This window comes from Streptomyces sp. NPDC023157 (assembly GCF_055560575.1).
Genome location: NZ_JBVHIL010000006.1, coordinates 255,225 through 277,895, shown reverse-complemented (window position 1 = coordinate 277,895; position 22,671 = coordinate 255,225). Strand labels below are relative to the sequence as shown.

The window sequence follows — 22,671 nt, the reverse complement described above, 5'->3', positions numbered from 1 at the left end:
GTGCCGGCCGTCGAGCCAGTCGTGGACGGCTCGCGCGGTGGTCGCGGCGTGTTCTTCGAGCATCGAGAAGTGGTCGCCGGGGGTCTCCTGCGTCGTGGCGCCCGCAGCCCAGGAGGGCCGCGGTTCGGCCTCGGCACCGGCCGGGGGATTGGCCGCGCGCAGGAAGAGGGTGGGGGTGGTGGGTGAGGTGAGTGAGGTAGGGGTGCCAGGGATCCAGTCTTCGAACACCCGCAGATAGGCACCCATCGCCGTGAGCGAGGGGCCGACGACTGCCGTCGTATCCCCGTGCCTGGTGAACAGGCCGTCCGTGAGGGCGGCGGCGAGGGTGGTGGAGGTCTCGTGCTGGAGATAGGTGTCCAGCAGGACCAGGGCGTGCGGGGACTGTCCTGTCTCGGCGAGGCGGACCGCCACCGCGTGGGCGATCCAGCCGCCCGACGAGTACCCCAGGAGAGCCACCCGCCCCCCGGCCGCGTACCGGCGCACCGCCGCCGTCTGCACCTCCACGACCGCCTCCCAGTCGGCCGGCAGCGGCTCCCCCGGCCTGAACCCGGGCTGTGGCAGGGCCAGCACCTCGCGCCGCCCGCGCAGCGCGCCCGCGAAGCGCGCGAACTGGTGCGGTCCGGACAGCGCCACGACCGGCGGGAAGCACAACAGCGGCAGCCGGTTTCCGTCGCCTGCCGCCAGGCGTACCGGCTCAGGCAGGTTCGGCAGGTCGGCAGCGTCGGTGAATGACGGCAGGAACCGGGAAGCGGTGCGGAGCAGTTCGATGCCCTCCAGGGTGCGTCCGGTGTCCCTCGCCCGGCGGAACAGCGCGCCGATGCCGTCCTCCGTGGAGGGGGTCCGAGCGGGCTCGTGCGCCGGCCCGGGCGTGGACTCCCCAGGGAGCGTGGGCTCCGCCTGGGGCGCGGGCGACGCCGTGCCCCGTGCCAGTTCGTCCCGCAGGTGGGCGACGAGGCCCGGGAGCGTCGGGTGGTCGAAGGCCACCGTCGCCGCGAGGCGCAGGCCGGTCGCCCGGTCCAGTCGGTTGCGTAGTTCCACTGCCGTGAGGGAGTCCAGGCCCAGCTCGGGCAGCGACCTGCGCTCATCCACCTCGTCCGGGGACGGGAAGCCCAGGACGTTCGCCGTCTCGGTCCGTACGAGCTCGCGCAGCGCGCTCTCCCGGGCGGGGCCCCGCAGCGCGGCCGGTGCCTCGGGCTCCTGTGTGCGGTCCTGTCGCCGTGGCTGGGCCAGGGCGCGCAGGGGGTGCGGCAGTGCCGGGTCGTCGGCGTGGGCCGCGAGTCGTCCCGGGGCGAGCGCGAGCGGCGCCAGTACGGGGGCGGGCAGCCCCGAGGTGACGGCGGCGTCGAAGAGCGCGAGGCCCTGCTCGGGGGTGAGCGCCTCCACTCCGGCGCGGGCGGTCCTGCGCCGTTCGGCGTCGCCCGCCATCCCGTCTGCCAGGGCCCAGGGCCCCCAGGCCAGCGACAGGCCCGGCAGGCCGTGCGCCCGTCGGTGGGCAGCCAGGGCGTCCAGGAAGGTGTTGGCAGCGGCGTAGTTGGCCTGACCGGGCGCGCCGAGCAGGCCGGCGGCGGACGAGAACAGCACGAAGGCGGAGATCTTCCGCTCGCGCGTCAGTTCGTGCAGGTGCCAGGCGGACGCGGCCTTCGCGTGCAGCACCCGTGCCAGCCGCTCGGGCGTCAGGGAGGCGACGACGCCGTCGTCCAGGACTCCCGCGCAGTGCACCACGCCGGTGAGAGGGTGCTCGGCGGGGACGGTGTCCAGAAGTGCGGCCAGGGCTGCGCGGTCCCCCACGTCGCAGCCGGCGACGGTCGCCGTGGCGCCCGACCGCCCCACCTCCGCCGCCAGACCGTCCAAGCGCGGGTCGTCGGCCCGGCGGCCCACCAGCAGGACCCGACGGACGCCGTGGGCCGAGACGAGGTGCCGTGCGATCAGGCCGCCCAACGCGCCTGCCGCTCCGGTGATCAGCACGGTGCCGTCGGCGCCGAACGGGGAGGCGGCCGAAGAGGTGATCGGGGAGGGCGTCAGGCGCGGGATGCGCGGCTGTCCGTCCCGGATCGCCAGCCGGTCCACCCCCGGGGCGACGGCGGTCACTGCGGCCGGAAGGGCACGCCAGGACGCGGCGGTGCCGTCGACGTCGACCACCGCGAACCGCCCCGGATGCTCCGCCGCGGCCGACCCGAGCAGGCCCCACAGGGGCGCGTGCGCCAGGTCGGGCCCGTCCTGTTCGTCGCCGCCGGCCGCCACCGCGCGCCGGGTGACCACCACGAGCCGCGCGCCCTTCCGCCGCTCGTCGGCCAGCCAGCCCTGCACGAGCTCCAGTGCCCGCAGGACCGGGCCTGGGGCCAGCGGAGTGTCCGACGCGGGGAACGGTACGAGGACGACGTCAGCGTCTTCCGGTACGCGGGTCAGGTCGGGCACCCAGGTGAACGCCCCCAGGGCGTCGGCCAAGCCGTCCTCGGCGGGCGGCGGCGGGGCGGGGAGGTCGGGCCCGAGAACCACCCAGGTGGTGGGGTCGGTGAGCTGACCGTCGGCCGCCTCGGGCGTGGGCAATGGCAGCGGCGGCCAGTCGAGCCGGAGCAGCGACCCGGCGGCCGCCGGAGCCGGGCGCAGGGTCAGGGACGTCGCGGTGAGGACCGGGTTGCCGGCGCGGTCGGTCAGGTGCAGGGCCAGCGCGCCGGACGCGCCGGTCGGACCCGGCGGACCCGACGGACCCGACGGGCCGGACTCGGTCAAGGGCGTGAGGCGGGCCCGAAGTTCCCGGGCCCCGGTGGTGTGGAGCCGTATGCCCCGCCAGGAGAAGGGGAGCGCCGCCGGGGCGGGCGCCTCGTCCGTGGCCAGTCCCAGCACGTGCAGGGCGGCGTCCAGGAGGGCCGGATGGATGCCGAACCGTCCGGGGGCGGTGCCGTCGGGCAGGACGATCTCGGCGAGCAGGTCCTCGCCGTCACGCCACGCGGCCCGCAGGCCCCGGAAGGCGGGGCCGTACGCGAGCCCGGCCTCGGCCAAGCGCTCGTATGCGCCGTCGAGCCCGAGCGGGGTGGCCTTCTCGGGCGGCCAAGGCGCGGTGACCGGGGCGGGCGCCTCTTCGTCGTCCGGGTCGAAGGCGCCGGTGACAGCCGGGGAAGCCCCGTCTCCGGTGCCCGACGAGAGCGCCCGGTCGCTGTCCGGGGCGAGGGTGCCGGTGGCGTGGCGGGTCCAGTCCGCTCCGCCGGCGGCGTAAAGGGTGAAGGAGCGCGTTCCGTCCTCGTCCGGATCCCCGACGGACAACCGCAACGGCACGGCGGCCGGGCCGTCCACCAGGAGCGGGGTCTCCAGGACGAGGTCGTCGACGACCGGGCAGCCGAGTTCGGCGCCCGCCCGCAGGGCGAGCTCCACGACGGCCGCGCCGGGCAGCAGCGCGGCCCCGGCGACCCTGTGCTGGTCCAGCCACGGCAGCGCCCGCGGGTCCAGTTCCCCGGCGAACACGGTGCCGGCCAGGCCCGGTGCGGACAAGCCGGGCGCCAGGACGGGGTGGTCCCGGCCAGGGGCCGTCGACTCCTTGGACTCCCTGGACTCCTTGGACTCCGTGGACTCCGTGGACTCCGTGGACTCCTTGGACTCCTTGGACTCCTTGGACTCCGTGGACTCGGCGTCCAGCCAGTACCGGCGGCGCTGGAACGCGTACGTCGGGAGGTCCACGGGGCGGGCGCCGGTGTGGGCGAAGTACGCCGTCCAGTCGACCACCGCGCCACCGACGTGCGCCTCGGCCACGGCCGCGGCGAGTGCCTGGGGCTCCGGCGTCCCGGGCCGCAGCAGGGTGACCACGGCACGGTCGCGGTCGGTGAGGCTGTCGCGGGCCGCCGCGGTCAGGGCGGCGCCGGGGCCGATCTCGACGAACACGGTCGCGCCGTCGGCCTCCAGGCGAGCGACGGCCTCTCTGAACCGCACCGGCTGCCTCGCCTGCCGTACCCAGTACGCGGGCGAGCACAGTTCCTCGGCGGGCGCGGGCCGCCCGGTCAGCGTGGAGACGAACGGCAGCGTCGGCGGGTGGAAGTCGGTCTCGTCCACGACGTTCCGGAACGCGTCGAGCATGGCGTCCATGTGCGCCGAGTGAAAGGCTCGGTCGACGCGCAGTCGCCGGGTCCGCCGGCCCGACTCGGCCAGTCGTGCGGTCGCCGCCTCGACGGCGTCGGGGTCGCCCGAGAGCACCACCGAGGCCGGGCCGTTGACCGCGGCGAGCGCCACCCCGTCGGAGAGCAGCGGGGCGACCTCCTCCTCGGTGGCCTCCACCGCCGTCATCGCCCCGTCGCCGGGCAGTTCCTGCATCAGGCGGCCCCGTGCCGCCACCAGCCTGGCGGCGTCCGCGAGGTCCAGCACCCCGGCCGCGTGCGCGGCGACGTACTCGCCGACCGAGTGCCCGGCCACGACGTCGGGCCTCAGCCCCCACGTGTCGAGGCGGCGCAGCAGCGCCCGTTCGATCGCGAAGAGCGCCGGCTGGGTGTACTCGGTCCGGTCCAGGAGCGCGGCGGTGGGGGTGCCCGGTTCGGCGAGCAGGACGTCGCGCAGCGGGACGTCCAGGTGGGGGGCGAAGGCGGCGCAGGTCTCGTCGAGGGCCTCGGCGAAGACCGGGTCGACGGCGGCCAGTTCGCGGCCCATACCGGGCCGTTGGCTGCCCTGGCCGCTGAAGAGGAACGCGAGGGTGCCCTCGCCCGCCCGCCCGGCTACCAGCCGCCCCGGGACGGTCGCGCCCCTGTCGGCGAACCGTTCCAGCGCGGCGGCCCGCTCCAGGCGGCCGCCGGTCAGGACGGCCGCCCGGTGGCGCAGTGCGCCGCGGGTGGTGGCCAGGCTGAACGCGAGGTCGCGGTCCGTCGCCCCGGACGGCGAGGGTGAGGTCAGAGCCCGTGCGTGCGCGGCCAGTCGGCGGGCCTGCGCGCGGAGCGCCTGCGGTGTCTCGGCCGACAGGAGCCACGGCTCGGCCTCGTCCGGGGTGTCCCCCGGGCGTACGGGAGCGGTGAGAGCGGCGCCCGCGTCTGGGACCGGGGCCGGTTCGGGGACGGGCAGACCGGCGGGCACGTCGGCGGGCAGGTTCTCCGGCGCCTGCTCGATGATGACGTGGGCGTTGGTGCCGCTGATCCCGAAGGACGACACACCGGCCCGGCGCGGCTCCCCCGTGTCGGGCCAGCTCGTGGCCTCCGTCAGCAGGCGTACGCCGTCGCCCGACCAGTCCACGTGCGGCGTGGGCTGGTCCACGTGGAGGGTGCGGGGCAGCGTTCCGTGGTGCATCGCCTGCACCATCTTGATCAGGCCGCCGACTCCCGCCGCGGCCTGGGCGTGGCCGATGTTCGACTTGAGCGAGCCGAGCCAGAGGGGCTGCCGGGCGGTGTGCTCACTGCCGTACGTGGCCAGGAGCGCCTGCGCCTCGATCGGGTCGCCGAGGACGGTGCCCGTGCCGTGCGCCTCCACCGCGTCGACCTGTCCGGGGGTGAGGCCCGCGGCGGCCAGCGCCTGGCGGATCACCCGCTGCTGCGCGGGTCCGCTGGGCGCGGTCAGGCCGTTGCTGGCGCCGTCCTGGTTGACGGCGGAGCCCCGGACGACGGCGAGGACGGGGTGGCCGAGGCGGCGGGCGTCGGAGAGGCGCTCGACGAGGAGGACGCCGACGCCCTCGGCCCAGCCCGTGCCGTCGGCCGAGGCGGCGAAGGACTTGCAGCGCCCGTCCGGGGCGAGGCCGCGCTGGCGGCTGAACTCGATGAAGGGGCCCGGGGTCGCCATGACGGTGACGCCGCCGGCCAGGGCCAGGGAGCACTCCCCCGCGCGCAGCGCCTGCGCGGCGAGGTGCAGGGCGACCAGGGAGGACGAGCAGGCCGTGTCCACGGTGACCGCGGGGCCTTCCAGGCCGAGCGCGTAGGCGACGCGCCCCGAGGCGACGCTGCCCGCGGTGCCGGCGCCGAGATAGCCCTCGACCTCCTCCGGCGGCTGCCTCACCCAGGATCCGTAGTCGTGGTACATCACGCCGGTGAAGACGCCGGTGCCGGTGCCCCGGACCGTACGCGGGTCGATCCTGGCTCGCTCGATCGCTTCCCAGGACACTTCCAGGAGCAGGCGCTGTTGCGGGTCCATGGCCAGGGCCTCGCGCGGGCTGATGCCGAAGAAGCCCGCGTCGAACTCGGCGGCCCCGTCCAGGAATCCGCCCTGGCGCGTGCTGAACGTGCCGCGTCGGCGGCCCGCCGGATCGGGGGCGGGGTCGTACAGTCCGTCGATGTCCCAACCCCGGTCGCGCGGCATGTCGGTGACGGCGTCGCGGCCGGACAGCACCAGTTCCCACAGCTCCTCGGGGGAGGTCACCCCGCCCGGGTAGCGGCAGGCCATGCCGATGATGGCGATGGGCTCGTCCCGGTCCGACGCGGCGCGGCGGCGGGCGAGGGCAGGGTCGGGGGCGCCCGGCAGGGCGGCGGTCGCGGGCGGGCCGAACAGGCGCGGGCGCAGATGGGCGGCGAGCGCGCCGGGGGTGGGGTGGTCGAAGACCATGGTCGTGGGCAGCCGCAGTCCGGTGGCCGCGGTCAGCCGGTTGCGGAGCTCGATCGCGCCGAGCGAGTCGAAGCCGAGTTCGGAGAAGCTGCGGCCGTCCGCCACGTCCCCTGCGGCGGCGTGTCCGAGGACCGCCGCGGCCTCGCCGCGTACCAGCGCGGTCAGTTCGCGCAGCTGCTCGGCCTCGGGGAGGGCGGCGAGGCCCTGCACGGGGGCCGGTCGCGCGGTCCCGCCCCCGTCCGCCGCGGCGGGGCGCGACCGGCGCCTGACGGGCCGTACGAGATCGTGCAGCAGCGCCGGTACGGAGGCGGCGTCGGTGGCGGATCTGCGCGGGTCCAGGTGCAGCGGGGCCGCCACCGGTACGTCGCTGGTGAGAGCGGCGTCGAACAGCGCCAGGCCCTCCGCTGCGGGGATCGGGCGCATCCCCAGGCGGGCCATGCGCCGGCGGGTGGCGGCGTCGGCCTCCGCGACCATCCCGGACGCGCCCTCCCACAGGCCCCAGGCCAGGGAGAGCGCGGGCAGGCCGAGGCGGCGGCGGTGGACGGCGAGGGCGTCCAGGAAGCCGTTGGCCGCCGCGTAGTTGGCCTGGCCGGGCGCGCCCAGCAGGCCGGCGGCGGAGGAGAACAGCACGCACGCGGCGAGGTCCCGGTCCCGCGTCAGCTCGTGGAGGTGCCAGGCGGCCTCGGCCTTGGGGGCCATCACCGCGCGTACGCGCTCCGGGGTGAGGGACTCCACGGTGCCGTCGTCGAGGACGCCCGCCGCGTGGACCACGGCGGTGAGGGGGTGGTCCACCGGGATGCGCGCGAGCAGTTCCGCGAGCGCCCCGCGGTCGGAGGCGTCGCAGGCGGCGACCGTCACCCTGGCGCCCAGGTCCTCCAGCTCGGCGGCCAGTTCGGCGGCGCCGGGGGCGGCCGGACCGCTGCGGCTGGTCAGCAGCAGTCCGCGCACGCCGTGCTCGACGACGAGGTGACGTGCGAGGAGCGCGCCGAGGGCCCCCGTGCCGCCGGTGATCAGCACGGTGCCGTCCGGTCCCAGGCCGTGGCCGGAGCGGGGCGGCGTACGGCGGTCGCGGTCCGGGGGTGTGGCGCGGTCGGAGGTGATGGGCGGGGCGCTGCCGGCGTCCGCGGCGGCGGAGACCGCGTCAGCGGAGGCGGCATCGGGGACCGCTTCGGCAGAGGTGGCGTCCGCGACCGCGTCAGCGGAGGTGGCGTCCGCGACTGCGTCAGCGGAGGTGGCGTCCGCGACTGCTTCGGCGGAGGTGGCGGCCGGGTCGGAGGCAGCCGGGATCGGCGCCAGGCGGGGGACGAGGAGGCGGCCCGTGCGGAGTGCGAGGGCCGGTTCGTCGGTGGCGAGGGCCGTCGGCAGGTCACGGGGCAGGGCTTCGGGGTCGTCCGTGTCCACGAGCACGATCCGTCCGGGGTGCTCCGACTGTGCCGAGCGCAGGATGCCCAGCGCGGCGGCGTGCGCCAGGTCCGTCACGTCCTCGCCGGGCGCCGCCGCCACGGCACCGCTGGTGACGGCGACCAGGCGGGTGTCGGCGAGGTGGGCTGCGGCGAGCCAGGCCTGCACGCGCTCCAGGACGTGCCCGGCGGCCTCGCTCGCGGCGTGGGCGGGGGTGGCCGCGGCGGGCGGTTCGAGCAGCGGAAGGAGCACAGTGTCGGGCGGTGCCGCCGCCGTGGCGGTCAGCGCCTCTTCGAGCGGTGTGGTCACGCCGTACACCGCCGCGTCGGTCGGCACCCTGGGCGGCGACCACACCACCCGCAGGAGCGGTTCGCGGGCCGTCGTGGCCGCGCTCGTGGCGAGCCGCCCGGCCGGGCGCAGGGCCAGCGACGCGACGCTGAGCAGCGGTCGGCCCGCCGGGTCGGCGACCTCGACGGACACCGCGCCGGCACCGGCGGGGGTGAAGCGCGCGCGGGCCCGGCCGGCGCCGGTGGCGTGCAGCCGGACCCCGCGCCAGGCGAACGGCAGGAGGGGGCCGTCCGCCGTCTCCGGGAGCGCGCCCAAGGTCAGGGCGTGGAGGGCGGAGTCGAGGAGCGCGGGGTGCAGGCCGAAGGCCTCGGCGGTCCGGTCCTGCTCGGCGTCCAGGGCCACCTCGGCCGTCGTCTCGTCGTCGCGGCGCCAGACGGCCCGCAGGCCCTGGAACGCGGGGCCGTAGCGCAGCCCTTCGGCGGCGAGCCGGTCGTACAGGCCGTCCAGGTCGAGAGCGGTCGCGGCGGCGGGCGGCCAGTCGCCGGACCACAGCTCACCAGGCCGTTGGCCGGAGCCGAGGCCGCCGCCCTTACGGTCGCTGTCGACGTCGCCATCACCAGCACCGCCACCGCCGCCCTCACCGGCGGCCGATTGCGCGGCGGCGGACAGCGTGCCGGAAGCGTGGCGTGCCCAGGTGGTCCGGTCGGGCAGGCCGTCTTCCTCACGCGCGTACACCTCGATCGCCCGGCGCCCCTCGCCGTCGGGCGGTCCGACGCGGATCTGGAGGAGTACCGCGCCGTCGGCGGGGATCACCAGGGGTGCGGTCAGGGTGAGTTCGTCGACGGTGTCGCAGTCGGCCTGCCGGGCGGCCCGTAGGGCGAGTTCCAGGAACGCGGTGCCGGGCAGGAGGACCCGGTCGCCGACGGCGTGGTCGGACAGCCACGGCTGGGTGCCCTGGGCGAGCCGCCCGGTGAGGAGCAGTTCCTCGGAGTCGGCCACCGTGACGCTCGCGCCGAGGAGAGGGTGATCGGGGAATCCGAGCCCGGCGGCGGACACGTCGAGGCGGCGCCGGGCGGGTGCCTCCAGCCAGTGGCGGGTGCGCTGGAAGGCGTACGTGGGGAGCTGGATGCTCCGCGCTCCCGTGCCCCGGAAGAGGGCCTGCCGGTCGAGGGTGACGCCGCGGGCGTGGAGCCGGCCGACGGCCGTCGTCGCGGCGAGCACCTCGTCGTGGTCGGCGTGCTGCGCGGACAGGGCCGCCGCGCCGGTGCCGTCGAGGCAGGCCTCCGCCATGGGGGTGAGGGCGGCGGTCGGGCCGAGTTCCAGGAACGTGCGGACGCCTTCGCCCGCCAAGTGCCGTACGGCGTCGGCGAAGAGGACGGGCCGGCGGGCGTTGCGTACCCAGTAGTCGGGGGTGCACAGCTCCTTCTCGTCCACCGGGCGGCCGGTGACGGTGGAGACGAAGCCGATGCGGGGCGGCCGGTAGTCCAGGCCCGTGGCCGCCTCCCGCAGCGCGTCGAGCATGGGCTCGACGCGGGCGGAGTGCGAGGCGTAACTGACGTCGATACGGCGGGTCCTGCGGCCCTGGGCGGCGAGGGCTGCGGCGAGGGCCGTGACCGGCTCCTCGTCGCCCGCCAGGACCACGGCCCCCGGGCTGTTCACGGCGGCGATCTCCACACCGTGGGTCAGCAGGGGGCGGACCTCCTCCGCCGAGGCGGCGACCGCCACCATCGCCCCGCCGGGGGCGAGTTCCTGGGTGAGCCGCCCGCGCGCCGCGACCAGGGCCGCGGCGTCGGACAGGGTGAGCACCCCGGCGACGTGGGCGGCGGCCAGTTCGCCGCCCGAGTGGCCGAGGACGTGGTCGGGTTCGACGCCCCAGGAGGCGAACAACCGGTACAGCGCCACCTCGATCGCGAACAGCGCGGGCTGGGCGTACGCCTGCCCCGCGAGGAGGCGGGCGGCGTGCTCCGCACCGGGTCCGCCGCCCTCGGCCTTGCCCGCGCCCAGGACCACGGGCCGCAGCGGATGCGGCAGGTGCCGGTCCAGCTCGGCGCAGACGGCGTCGAACGCCTCCGCGAACGCCGGGAACGCGGCATACAGTTCCCGGCCCATGCCGGTTCGGCCGCTGCCGCCGCCGGTGAACATCATGGCCACGGGGCCCGGCACGGAGCGGTCGTGCCGCAGCGCGGTGGTGGGGCGACCGGACGCGAAGGCCTCCAGGTCCCGGAGGAGTTCCTCGCGGTCGCGGCCGGCCAGGACCGCCCGGTGCTCCAGGGCCTTCCTGGTGGTGAGCAGGGAGTACCCGACGTCGAGGGGACGGTGCCCGGGGCGGCGGCGCAGGTACGCGGAGAGCTTCCCGGCCTGGGCGCGCAGGGCCTGCTCCGTGACGGCCGACAAGGCCCAGAGCGGGGGCGGGCCGGGGGACGTGGCGGGTGTGACGGGCGTGGCGGGTGCCTCGGGGGCGTCTGTGGAGGCTTCCGCCGCTGCCGGAGCCGCCGTTTCCGGAGCCGCTGTTGCCGGAGCTGCCGCCGCGCTCGGTGTCGTACGGGCGGACGGCGCACTCTCCGGCGTGTCCTCGGCGGCCCGGGCCGCCACCCCCGTCGTACGCGCGGACAACGCACCGTCCCGTGCGTCCTCGGCGGCCGGGGGCTCCTCGACCACGACGTGGGCGTTGGTGCCACTGAAGCCGAACGAGGACACGCCCGCCCGGCGCGGGGCCTCACCCCTCGGCCACGGGCGGGCCTCCGTGAGGAGTTCGACAGCTCCCGCCGCCCAGTCCACGTGCGGATTGGGCGCGTCCACGTGGAGCGTCCTCGGCAGCTCCTCCTCCCTGAGGGCGAGGATCATCTTCATCACGCCGCCCACGCCCGCGGCGGCCTGCGTGTGGCCGATGTTCGACTTCAGGGAGCCCAACCACAGGGGCCGGTCCTCGGGGCGTCCCGCGCCGTAGGTGGCGAGGAGCGCCTGCGCCTCGATCGGGTCGCCCAGCTTCGTGCCCGTGCCGTGCGCCTCCACCGCCGACACATCGCCCGCCGCGAGACCCGCGTCGGCGAGCGCCTGCCGGATCACCCGCTGCTGCGCGGGTCCGTTGGGCGCGGTGAGGCCGTTGCTCGCCCCGTCCGAGTTCACGGCCGTGCCCCGGATCACGGCGAGCACCCGGTGCCCGAGACGGCGGGCGTCCGACAGCCGCTCCACCAGGAGCATCCCGGCGCCCTCCGCCCAGCCCGTACCGTCGGCGGCGGCCGAGAAGGACTTGCAGCGCCCGTCCGAGGCCAGGCCCTCCTGGCGGCTGAAGTCGACGAACGGCAACGGCGAGGCCATGACCGTCGCGCCGCCCGCCAGGGCGAGGGAGCACTCGCCGCGGCGCAGCGCGGTGACGGCGAGGTGGAGCGCGACGAGGGAAGAGGAACAGGCCGTGTCCACCGTGACGGCCGGTCCCTCCAGGCCGAAGGTGTACGCGACGCGTCCGGTGGCGATGCTGCCGGAGGTCCCGGTGCCGAGGTAGCCCATGACCTCCTCGGGGAGTTCGGGCAGCCGGGCGGCGTAGTCGTGGTACATGACCCCCGCGTACACACCGGTTCTGCTGCCGCGCAGGGTCGCCGGGTCGATGCCCGCGTGCTCGAACGCCTCCCACGCGGTCTCCAGGAGCAGCCTCTGCTGGGGGTCCATGGCCGTCGCCTCGCGCGGTCCGATGCCGAAGGGCGCCGGGTCGAAGTCGGCGACGTCGTAGAGGAAACCGCCCGCGTGCGCGTCGCTCGTGCCCGTGGCGTCGGCATCGGGGCCGTGCAGGGCTTCCAGGTCCCAGCCACGGTCGGTGGGGAACGCGGACACCGCGTCGCGGCCCTGCGACACGAGCCGCCACAGGTCCTCGGGGGTGCGGACGCCGCCGGGGTAGCGGCAGGCCATGCCGACGACGGCGATGGGCTCGCGGGCCGCGTCCTGGGTGTCGCGCAGGCGTTTACGCGTCTGACGGAGTTCGGCGGTCAGCCGCTTGAGCGAGTCCAGGACCTTGTCGGACCCGGGAGTCGTGCCCGTGGGGCCAGTGGTGCCGGCCGCACCCGCGGCGCCCGTGGTGCCCGCGGTGCCGGTGGTGCCCGTCGTACCCGTGGTGCCCGTCATCAGGCGTCCCCCAGTTCCTCGTCGATGATGGCGAGCAGTTGATCGATGTCGGCGGCGTCGAGCTCGTCGGCGTCCAGGGCGTGGTGGTCGTCGGCACCGGTGCGTACGGTCGGGTCGGCCGGGCCCGCTGAGGCGTCCGCCCGGGCGGTGGCCTGGTCCAAGGCCGCGAGCAGGGCCTTGAGCCGCAGCCGGACCGGTTCGGCCGCCCCGGGGTCCGCGGCGAGTTCGGGGAGCGTGTCCCGGAGCCGGTCGAGGTCGGCGAGTGCGGTGTCGGCGGCCCCGGGTCCTGCCGGGACGAGTTCGTCCTTGAGCCACCCGGCGAGGGCCACGGGGGTGGGGTGGTCGAAGACCGCCGTGACCGGCAGCCGGACGCCGGTGGCCGCCTCCAGCCGGCCCCGGATCTCCACGGCGCCGAGGGAGTCGAGTCCCGACTCGGTGAACGGCCGGTCCGCCGCGACGGCCCTCGGTGTGCTGTGGCCGAGGACCAGGGCGGTCTGGGTGAGCACCAGGTCGAGCAGCAGGGACTCGCGCCCGGCGTCGTCCAGCGGCCGCAGCCGCTCGGCGAGCGCGGGGCCCTCGGCGGTCGTCCGGTCGGCGGGCGCTGCGGCTCCGCCGGGCGCAGTGCCGTTGGCCGCGCCGGGCAGGGGGCGCACCAGGGAGCGGAGGACGGCGGGGAAGGCGGCTTCCGCACGGCGTGCCCTCAGCGCGGACACGTCGAAGCGGGCCGCGACGAGCTCGGGTTCGGGCCGGCGCAGGGCCTGGTCGAAGAGGGCGAGCCCGATGTCCCGCGAGATCGCCCCGAACCCCGCGCGGACGATCCGGTTCCGCTCGGCCTCGGTGAGTCCGCCCGCCATACCGCGCCCGGCCTGCTCCCACAGGCCCCAGGCGATCGAGGTCGCGGGCAGCCCCTCGGCCGCCCGCCACCGGGCGAGTCCGTCGAGGAAGCCGTTGGCGGCGGCGTAGGCGGCCTGACCGGCGGAGCCGAGGACGGCCGACGCGGAGGAGAACAGGACGAAGGCCGCCAGGTCCCGGTCCTTCGTCAGCTCGTGCAGGTGCAGGGCGGCGGCGGCCTTGGGGGCCATGACGCGCGCCAGGCGCTCCGGGGTGAGGGTGGCGATCACGCCGTCGTCGAGGACGCCGGCGGCGTGCACCACCGCCGTCAGCGGCCGCTCTGCCGGTACGGCCGCGAGCAGGGCGGACAGCGCCTCGCGGTCCGCCACGTCGCAGGCCGCCAGCGTCACCTCCGCTCCCGCCGCGCGCAGTTCCGCGACGAGCTCCGCGGCCCCTTCGGCGTCCGGCCCGCGACGACTCGCGAGGAGGAGCCCCCGGACACCGTGCGCCGTGACGAGGTGGCGGGCGACGAGCGCGCCGAGGTCCCCCGTACCGCCGGTGACGAGCACGGTGCCTTCCGGGTCCAGGGCGGGCCGGGCATCGCTCCCGCTGCCGTCGGGGTCGAGGACGTACGGGGCGTCGCTCCCCGAGCCCTCAGGGGCTGTGACGGACCCGGGACGGGCCGGGGGGACGGGCCGGACGTCGTTCCCCGCGCCATCGCCGGGGCGAGCGGCGTCCGCCCTGGAGGCGGGCACGTCGGCGGGTCCGCGCGTCGGCTCGTCGGCGAGGGCCAGTCGCGGTACGGACAGGCGGTCCGCGCGCAGGGCGAACTGTTCGTGGCCCGAGGCGAGAGCCGTCGGCAGGGCCGCCCAGGTGGCTTCGGCACCGTCCACGTCCGCCACGACGACCCGCCCGGGGTACTCGGCCTGTGCGGCGCGGGTCAGGCCCCAGACCGCCGAGCGGGCCGGACTGTCCACGCGCTCGTCGGGGGCGCAGGCGACCGCGCCGGTGGTGAGCAGCACCAGCTGCCCCTGAGCCGGGCCTTCCTCGTCGGCGAGCCAGGACCGTACCGCTGAGAGCGCCCTCGTCGCGGCGGCCGCGAACCGTGCCGGGTCGGCGTCGTCCGGGGCCGTGACCGGTACGAGGGTGAAGGCGGCCTCGCGCGCGGACGGAGCGGCGAGGAGAGGGCCGAGCGGTTCGGGCGGCGTGGCGTCGCCGAGCCAGGTCAGCGTGGGCGGTTCGCCGGTCCGGGCCAGGTCCTGCGGCAGCCAGTCGAGGCTGTACAGGGCGCCGGTCCGCTGGGTGCCCGTGCCGCCCATCTGCTGGGCGGACGCCCGGCGCGCGGTGAGGCGTTCGACCGCGAGCACCGGGTCGCCGTGGGTGTCGGCGAGCTCCATCGTCACCGTGGACTCACCGACCGGTGCGATCCGCACCCGTAGCCGCGTGGACCCGGCGGCGTGCAGATGTACGCCCGCCCAGGAGAACGGCACGGCCGCCCCCGAACCGGAGCCCAAGCCGTCCATCGCGGCCAGGTGCTGCGCCGCGTCCCACAGCGCCGGGTGCAGGGCGAAGGTCCCGGGGTCGGCGTCGTCCGGGAGGGTCACCTCCGCGTACAGCACGTCACCGTCCCGCCACGCCGCCCGGACGCCCCGGAACAGCGGGCCGTACCGTACGCCTTGGGTGGCGAAGTCCTCGTACAGGCTGTCCACCGGTACGGAATCGGCGCCGGTCGGCGGCCAGTCGCGCAGGCCGCCGGCCATGGGCGTGGCCGTGGGCGGAGAGTCGGCTGCGAGGGTGCCGCTCGCGTGCAGGGTCCACTCCCCCGCTCCGGACATGGCGTCATCGGAAGGACGGGCGTAGATGTGGAGCGGCCTCGCGCCGGAATCGTCCGGCTCACCGAGCAGCACTTGCAGGGCGACAGCAGCGACTGCTTCGCCGGTGTCGTCGGAGGCGAGCAACAGCGGTGCGTGGAGGGTGAGTTCGCGTACCGCCGGGAGGGCGACCGCCGCCCCGGCCCGTACGGCCAGTTCCACCCACAGCGTGCCGGGCACCACCGTCGCACCGAAGATCTCGTGCTCGGCGAGCCAGGGCAGCGCGGTCACCGCCACACGGCCCGTGGCCAGCCACCGGTCCCCGTCGGCGAGCTGTACGAACGGGTCCAGCACCGGGTGTCCGGTGTCCTGCGCGCCGGCCGGGAAGGCGCCCGGCGCGCCGTGTCCGGTGAGGTTCCGGCGCGGCCAGTAGCGGCTGCGCTGGAAGGCGTACGTGGGGAGGTCGACGACCCGCGCACCGCGCCCACCGAGGACGGCGCGCCAGTCCACCGGGGCGCCGTGCGCGTGCAGCAGGCCGAGGGCCTGCAGCAGCGAGGCCTCCTGGGGGCGGTCCTTGCGCTGCGCGGCGACGACGACCGTGCCCTGGCCGCCGTCCAGGCCGTCTGCAATGGCGGAAGCGAGTCCGCCGAGCGGGCCCACCTCCAGGTACGCCGTCGCGCCGGCCTCGTCGAGGGCACGGACCGCGTCGTGGAACCGTACGGTGCCCCGGACATGGCGTACCCAGTGCGCGGGCGAGCACAGCTCGGCGTCGCTCGCCGGGCGCCCGGTGAGGGTGGAGACGACCGGGATGCGCGGCGGGTGGTAGGTCAGCCGTTCGGTGACGCGCGCGAACGCGTCCAGCATCGGGTCCATCAGCGGGGAGTGGAAGGCGTGGCTCACCCGGAGCCAGGACACCCGGTGGCCCCGGTCCGCGAGCTCGGCGACCAGGGGCGCCAGCGCGTCGCGTGCGCCGGACAGGACGGTGGAGCGGGGGCCGTTGACAGCCGCGATCCCGACGAGGTCGGTGTCGCCGTCGACGCGCACCTCGGCCTCTGCCTTGGCCTCGACTTCGGCCTTGGCCTTGGCCTTTGCCTTGGCCTTTGCTCCGGCGAGTAGGGCGGCCACCTCGTCGGGGTCTGCTCCGACGGCGGCCATGGCGCCGCCCTCGGGTAGCGCCTGCATCAGTCGGCCCCGGGCGGCGACGAGTTCGGCGGCGTCGGAGAGGGAGAGCACCCCCGCCACATGGGCGGCCCCGATCTCGCCGACCGAGTGACCGGCCAGGAGCTCGGGCACGACCCCCCAGGACTCCAGGAGCCGGAACAGTGCCACCTCGAAGGCGAACAGGGCGGGCTGGGCGTACTCGGTGCGGTCGATCCGGGCCTGCCGGGCCTCCGGATCCCCGATGACGTCGGCGTGCTCGGCGTCCTCGGCGTGCTGGGCGTCCTCGGCGAAGACCACTTCCCTCAGGGGTCGAGTGAGGTGCGGGTCGAGTGCTGTGCACGCCGCGTCGAAGGCGGCTGCGAAGACGGGGTGGGCGGCGTACAGGTCCCGGCCCATGTCGACGGTCTGGCTGCCCTGCCCGGCGAAGACGAACGCGAGGCGTTGCCCCTCGCGTGCCTCGGCACGGACCGCCCCAGGAGCCTCACGGCCCTCGGCCAGCGCCGTGAGCGCGGCCAGGTTGGCGGCCGGGTCCTCGGCTGTGACGACCGCGCGGTGGCGGAGGGCGGCGCGGGTCGTGGCGAGGGACCAGCCGACGTCCAGGGGGCGCGGCTCGGGCCGGGTGTCCGCCAGCCGGGCGGCGAGCGCGCGGGCCTGGGCGCGCAGCGCTTCCGGGGTCCTCGCGGAGAGCACCCACGGGACGGGGCGGGTCTCGGAGCCGACGGTCTGGGGCGCCGGCTCCCTCACACCGGTCTCCCCCGGCAGGTCCCCCGCGGCGGTCTCCATCGCCGGTCCCCGCACGGCGGTCGCAGTCGCCGACTCCCCCACGGCGGTCTCGATCGCCGATCCCCGCACGGCGGTCTCCGTCGCCGGCTCCCCCACGCCTGTCTCCGTCGGCGGTTCCTCGATCACGACGTGGGCGTTGGTGCCGCTGATGCCGAACGAGGACACGCCGGCCCTGCGCGGGGCCTCGCCCCGGGGCCACGGGCGGGCCTCGGTGAGCAGTTCGACCGCGCCGGACGCCCAGTCGACGTGCGGGTTCGGCTCGGTCAGGTGCAGGGTCTTCGGAAGACGCTCGTGCCGCATCGCCTCAACCAATTTGATGATGCCGGCGACGCCGGACGCGGCCTGGGTGTGGCCGATGTTCGACTTCACGGAGCCCAGCCAAAGGGGCCGGTCCTCGGGGCGCTCGGCCCCGTAGGTCGCGAGCAGGGCCTGCGCCTCGATCGGGTCGCCGAGTTTCGTGCCCGTGCCGTGCGCTTCGACCGCGTCGACCTGCCCGGGTGTCAGACCGGCGTCGGCGAGCGCGCGCCGGATCACCCGTTCCTGGGCGGGGCCGTTGGGGGCCGTGAGGCCGTTGCTGGCGCCGTCGGAGTTGACGGCGGAGCCCCGGACGACGGCGAGCACCCGGTGCCCGAGACGGCGGGCGTCCGACAGGCGCTCGACGAGGAGCACCCCGACGCCCTCGCTCCAGCTCGTGCCGTCCGCGTCCGCCGAGAAGGACCGGGCTCGGCCGCCGGGCGACAGCACCTTCTGCCTGTTGAACTCAGTGAACAGCAAAGGGCTGGTCATGAGGGTGGCGCCGCCGACCAGGGCGAGCGAGCACTCGCCCCGGCGCAGCGCCTGCGCGGCCCAGTGCAGGGCGACGAGGGAGGAGGAGCAGGCGGTGTCCAGGGTGACGGCCGGGCCGTCGAAGCCGAAGGCGTACGCGAGGCGCCCGGCGAGGACGCTCGCCGCGTTTCCGGTCCCGACGTACCCCTCCAGGTCGTCCTTCCCGGTGGCCAGCACCCTCGGGTAGTCCTGGCCGTTGGTGCCCACGAAGACGCCCACGGACGCTCCGGCGGCCGACTCGGGGTCGATGCCGCCGCGTTCGAACGCCTCCCACGTCGCCTCCAGGAGCAGGCGCTGCTGCGGGTCCATGGCGAGGGCTTCGCGCGGCGAGATCCCGAAGAAGCCCGCGTCGAAGTCGGCGACGCCGTCGACGAAGCCGCCGTGCCGCGCGTACGTGGTGCCGGGGCGGTCGGGGTCGGGGTGGAACAGCTCGGCGAGGTTCCATCCGCGGTCACGGGGGAACTCCTCGATGACGTCGGCACCGGAGTCGAGGACGCGCCAGAGGTCCTCGGGAGAGCTGACTCCGCCGGGGAAGCGGCAGCTCATCCCGACGATCACGACGGGGTCGGCGTCGACGGATGCGACGGACGCGTCGGGTGCGTCAGGCGAGTCGGTGGGCGGGGAGGTGGGCGCCGGTGGTTCCCCCGCCCCGAGCGTCAGGATGTGGTCGGCGACGGCTCCGGGCGTCGGGTGGTCGAAGACGAGGGTGGCTGGGAGGCGGAGTCCGGTGGCGGTGGCGAGCCGGTTCCGTAGCTGGACGGCGGTGAGCGAGTCGATCCCGAGGTCCTGGAAACGCGCGTCGGAGCCGATCGCGTCGGCGTCCGCGTGGCCGAGCACCGCCGCGGCCTCCGTGCGGACGAGGCGGACCAGGTGGGGGCGGCGGTCGGGGGCGGCGAGCGCGCGCAGCGTCGCCGTGTAGGTCGGGGCGGGCTGTGTCGAGGTGACCTGCGCGGGCGCGGCTGCGGGCGGGGCGAGCAGGACCGCCTGTCCGGTGTGCCGGGCCTCGGCGAGGTGGTCCAGGGCATCGGCCGCTCGTTCCGTCGGCCAGCTCGGGACGTCCGGCGGGGGCAGCGTGCCGTCGGCGAACAGCGGGGCGAGCTCGGCGAGGGCCGACTGGACGCGGTCGGGTCCCGCTTCGGCCAGGTCGGCCACCAGGTAGCGGACGCCGGGGTGGTCCGCGGCGATCCGGGCGGGCTCGCGGCGTTCGGTGCGGCCGGTCTCGACGAAGCGCCCGCCTCGGGGCAGCAGCCGCAGGCCCGCGTCGATGTGCTCGCCCGTCAGGCAGTTGACCACGACGTCCGCTCCGCGTCCGTCGGTCGCTTTAAGGAGCGGTTCGGCGAACCCGGGCGTGGCGGAGGAGGCGATCCGGTCCTCGGACAGTCCCAGGGCGTGCAGGGCCGCCATCGCGCCGGGGGCGTCGGTGGCGAGGACCTGTGCCCCGTGGTGGCGGGCGAGCCGCACCGCCGCGAGACCGGTGCCGCCGCTCGCCGCGTGGACCAGGACCGTGTCGCCCGGGGCGAGCGCGCCGAGTCCGAACAGGGCGTGGTGGGCAGTCAGATGAACGAGTGGGGCGGCGGCGGCCTGGGCGAAGGTCCAGCCCGTCGGCATCGCAGCCACGAAACGGTGGTCGGTGACCCCGACGGGCCCGGCGGCGCCCTCGGGGAAGAGGCCCATCACCCGGTCACCTGGGGCGAGTTCGGTGACCTCTGACCCCGTCTCCAGGACCACTCCGGCTGCCTCGGCCCCGAGCCCTCCGCTCGACGCGCCCGCCGCACCCACGGCGCCCACCGCACCCAACGGACCGTCCCCGCCGACCGAGCCGAACGAGCCGAATGCCGCAAGGCCGAGCCCCGTCAGCACGTCGCCGAAGTGCAGGCCCGTGGCCTTCACCCCGACCCGGATCTCGTACGGAGCGAGAGCGCGCCGGACGTCCGGCGCGGGCACGGCGACGAGGCTGGCCAGGTTGCCGGGTTCCGTGACGGCGAGGCGCCACGGCCCCGTGTCCGCGCCCGCACCCGGGACACCGGCGGCGGGGGTGGACATGGGCCTGGGCACGTCGTCGCCGGGCAGCCAGAGGCGGGTGCGCTGGAAGGCGTACGTGGGGAGCTCGACGCGGCGGGCCGGGCCGAAGTACCGGTCGGCGTCCAGTCGTGCGCCGGCGGCCACCACCTCGGCGACCGCTCCGGCGAACCGGCGCGGGCCGGCGTCGTCACGGTGGAGGGAACCCACGACCGCGATGTCGGCACCGGCGTCCTCGGCGGTCTCGTACAGGGCCTGCGTGAGGACGGGATGGGGACTGCACTCGACGAAGAGGTCGAAGCCGTCCTCCAGCATGCTGCGGGTGGCTTCCTCGAACCGCACCGGCTCGCGCAGGCTCCGGTACCAGAACGCGGCGTCTTGGCCGGCGGGTTCGACGGGCGCGCCGGTGGCGGCGGAGTAGACGGGGAGCCGGGCCTCGCGCGGCACCACGGGCGCGAGGGCGGCGGACAGCTCCTCCCGTACCGCCTCGACCTCCGGCGAGTGGGCGGCGTAGTCCACGGAGAGGCGCCGGGCGCGCACCCCGGCGGCCTCGCACCGGGCGTGCAGCGCGTCCAGGTCGGCCGGGGGGCCGGAGACGACGACGGAACGCGGACCGTTGAGCACCGCGATCGACAGGGAGCCCCGCGTCGCACCGAGTTCGGCCATGAGGGCGCGTACGTCGCGGGCGGAGGCGGCGACCGAGAGCAGACCACCGCGCCCGGTGATGGCGGCGAGTGCCTGGGAGCGCCGGGCCACCACGCGCGCCGCGTCCGACAGTGTCAGCGCCCCGCTGACGGCGGCTGCGGCGATCTCGCCCTGGGAGTGTCCGACGACCCCGGAGATCTCGATGCCGGAGGACTCCCACAGGGCTGCCAGCGCGACCATCACGGCCCACAGCGCGGGCTGGGCGATGTCGACGCGGTCCGCCGCCGGAGCACCGGGCGCGCCCCGCAGGACGTCGGTCAGCGACCAGTCGGTGAAGGGGCGCAGGGCCTCCGCGCACGCGTCGATCCGCCGGGCGAACACGGGTGAGAAGTCGAGCAGTTCACCGGCCAGGCGGCCGGACCAGCCGGCCCCGGCGCCCGGGAAGACGAGGGCGACCCTGCCGCTCCCGGCGAGGGCCCGCGCGGTGCCGGGAGCGGTGGCGCCGGCGGCGAGCGCGTCGACGGCGGCGAGGAGTTCCTCGCGGTCGCCGCCGACGGCCGTGGCGCGGTACGGGAAGGCGGTACGGGTCCGGGCGAGCGACCAGCCGATGTCCTCGGGCCGCAGTTCCGGGTACGCGCGGACGTGCCCGGCCAGGCGCTCGGCCTGGGCCTGGAGGGCTTCGGCGGTCCGGGCGGACAGCGTCCACAGGGGCGGGAGTCCGGTTGCCGCCGGGCCGCTGCCTTCTGTATCCCCGGTATCGGTACGGGAGCCGGCACCAGGGCCCGCCTCCGCTTCCTGCGCGGAACCGGGCCCAGGCTCGGACCCCGCCCCGGGCTCGGGCTCGTCCCCCACCTCGGGCTCGGCCTCGCTCCCCGCCCCGGGTGCCTCCTCAAGGACGACATGGGCGTTGGTGCCGCTGATCCCGAACGCGGAGACGCCCGCGCGGCGCGGCGCGCCGGTGGGGGCGGGCCAGGGGCGTGCCTCGGTGAGCAGTGCGAGTGGGCCGGAGGCCCAGTCCACGTGGGGGGTGGGCTCGTCGGCGTGCAGGGTCCTGGGCAACACGCCGTGGCGCATCGCCATGATGGTCTTGATCATGCCGGCGACTCCGGCGGCGGCCTGGGTGTGCCCGATGTTCGACTTGAGCGAACCGAGCCAGAGGGGCCGCCCGGCCGGCCGCTCGCGTCCGTACGCCTCCGTGAGCGCCTGGGCCTCGATGGGGTCGCCGAGGGTGGTGCCGGTGCCGTGCGCCTCGACGACGTCGACCTCGGCGGGCTGAAGGCCCGCGTTGTCCAGGGCGCGGGCGATGACGGCCTGCTGGGCGGGTCCGTTGGGGGCGGTGAGCGCGCCGCTGGCGCCGTCCTGGTTGACGGCGCTGCCCCGGACGACGGCCAGGACGGGGTGCCCGTTGGCCCGGGCGACGGAGAGGCGTTCGAGGAGGAGCAACCCGGCGCCCTCGGCCCAGCCGGTGCCGTCGGCGCCCGCGCCGAACGCCTTGCAGCGCCCGTCGGGCGCCAGGCCGCGCTGCCTGCTGAACCCGACGAAGGTGGCCGGGGTGGCCATCAGCGACACCCCGCCGGCCAGGGCGAGGTCGCAGTCGCCCTGGCGCAGCGCCTGGGCGGCGAGGTGCACGGCGACGAGGGACGAGGAGCAGGCCGTGTCGAGCGTGACGGCCGGGCCTTCCAGGCCGAAGGTGTAGGCGATACGGCCGGAGGCGACGCTGCCCGCGCTGCCGGTGCCGAGGTAGCCCTCGGTCTCCTCGTCGGGCCGCCGCACCCGGCTGCCGTAGTCCTGGTACATGACCCCGGCGAACACGCCGGTGCGGCTGCCCCGCATCCGCTCGGCGGGGATCCCCGCGCGCTCGAACGCCTCCCACGCCACCTCCAGGAGCAGCCGCTGCTGTGGGTCCATGGCGACGGCCTCGCGCGGGCTGATGCCGAAGAACGCGGGGTCGAAGTCGGCGTAGCCGTCGACGAACCCGCCGTGGCGTGTGTACGAGGTCCCCGGGTGGTCCGGGTCGGGGTCGTACAGCGCGTCGAGGTCCCAGCCACGGTCGGTGGGGAAGCCGGTCACGGCGTCGGTGCCGTCGGCGACCAGCCGCCACAGTTCCTCGGGCGAGCGGACGCCGCCGGGCAGGCGGCAGCTCATCGCCACGACGGCGATCGGCTCCTGGGCGGCCGTCTCGGCCTCGTCGAGCCTGCGGCGGGTCTCCTGCAGGTCCGCGGTCATCCACCGCAGGTACTCGACGAGCTTCTCGTCGTCGGCCATCGGATCCTCACTCGTGTCGCGCGGGGCG

General features: G+C 76.2%; 2 pseudogenes. Both read right to left on the bottom strand.

From position 1 onward, the window contains the following. Nucleotides 1-24: 24 nt before the first annotated feature. Nucleotides 25-12,303 (bottom strand): annotated as a pseudogene (locus ACZ3ZE_RS23110) (type I polyketide synthase); the annotation flags it as partial. Beyond that, nucleotides 12,303-22,601, bottom strand: a pseudogene (locus ACZ3ZE_RS23105) (type I polyketide synthase); the annotation flags it as partial. The pseudogenes ACZ3ZE_RS23105 and ACZ3ZE_RS23110, both read right to left, overlap by 1 nt. Nucleotides 22,602-22,671 lie beyond the last annotated feature (70 nt).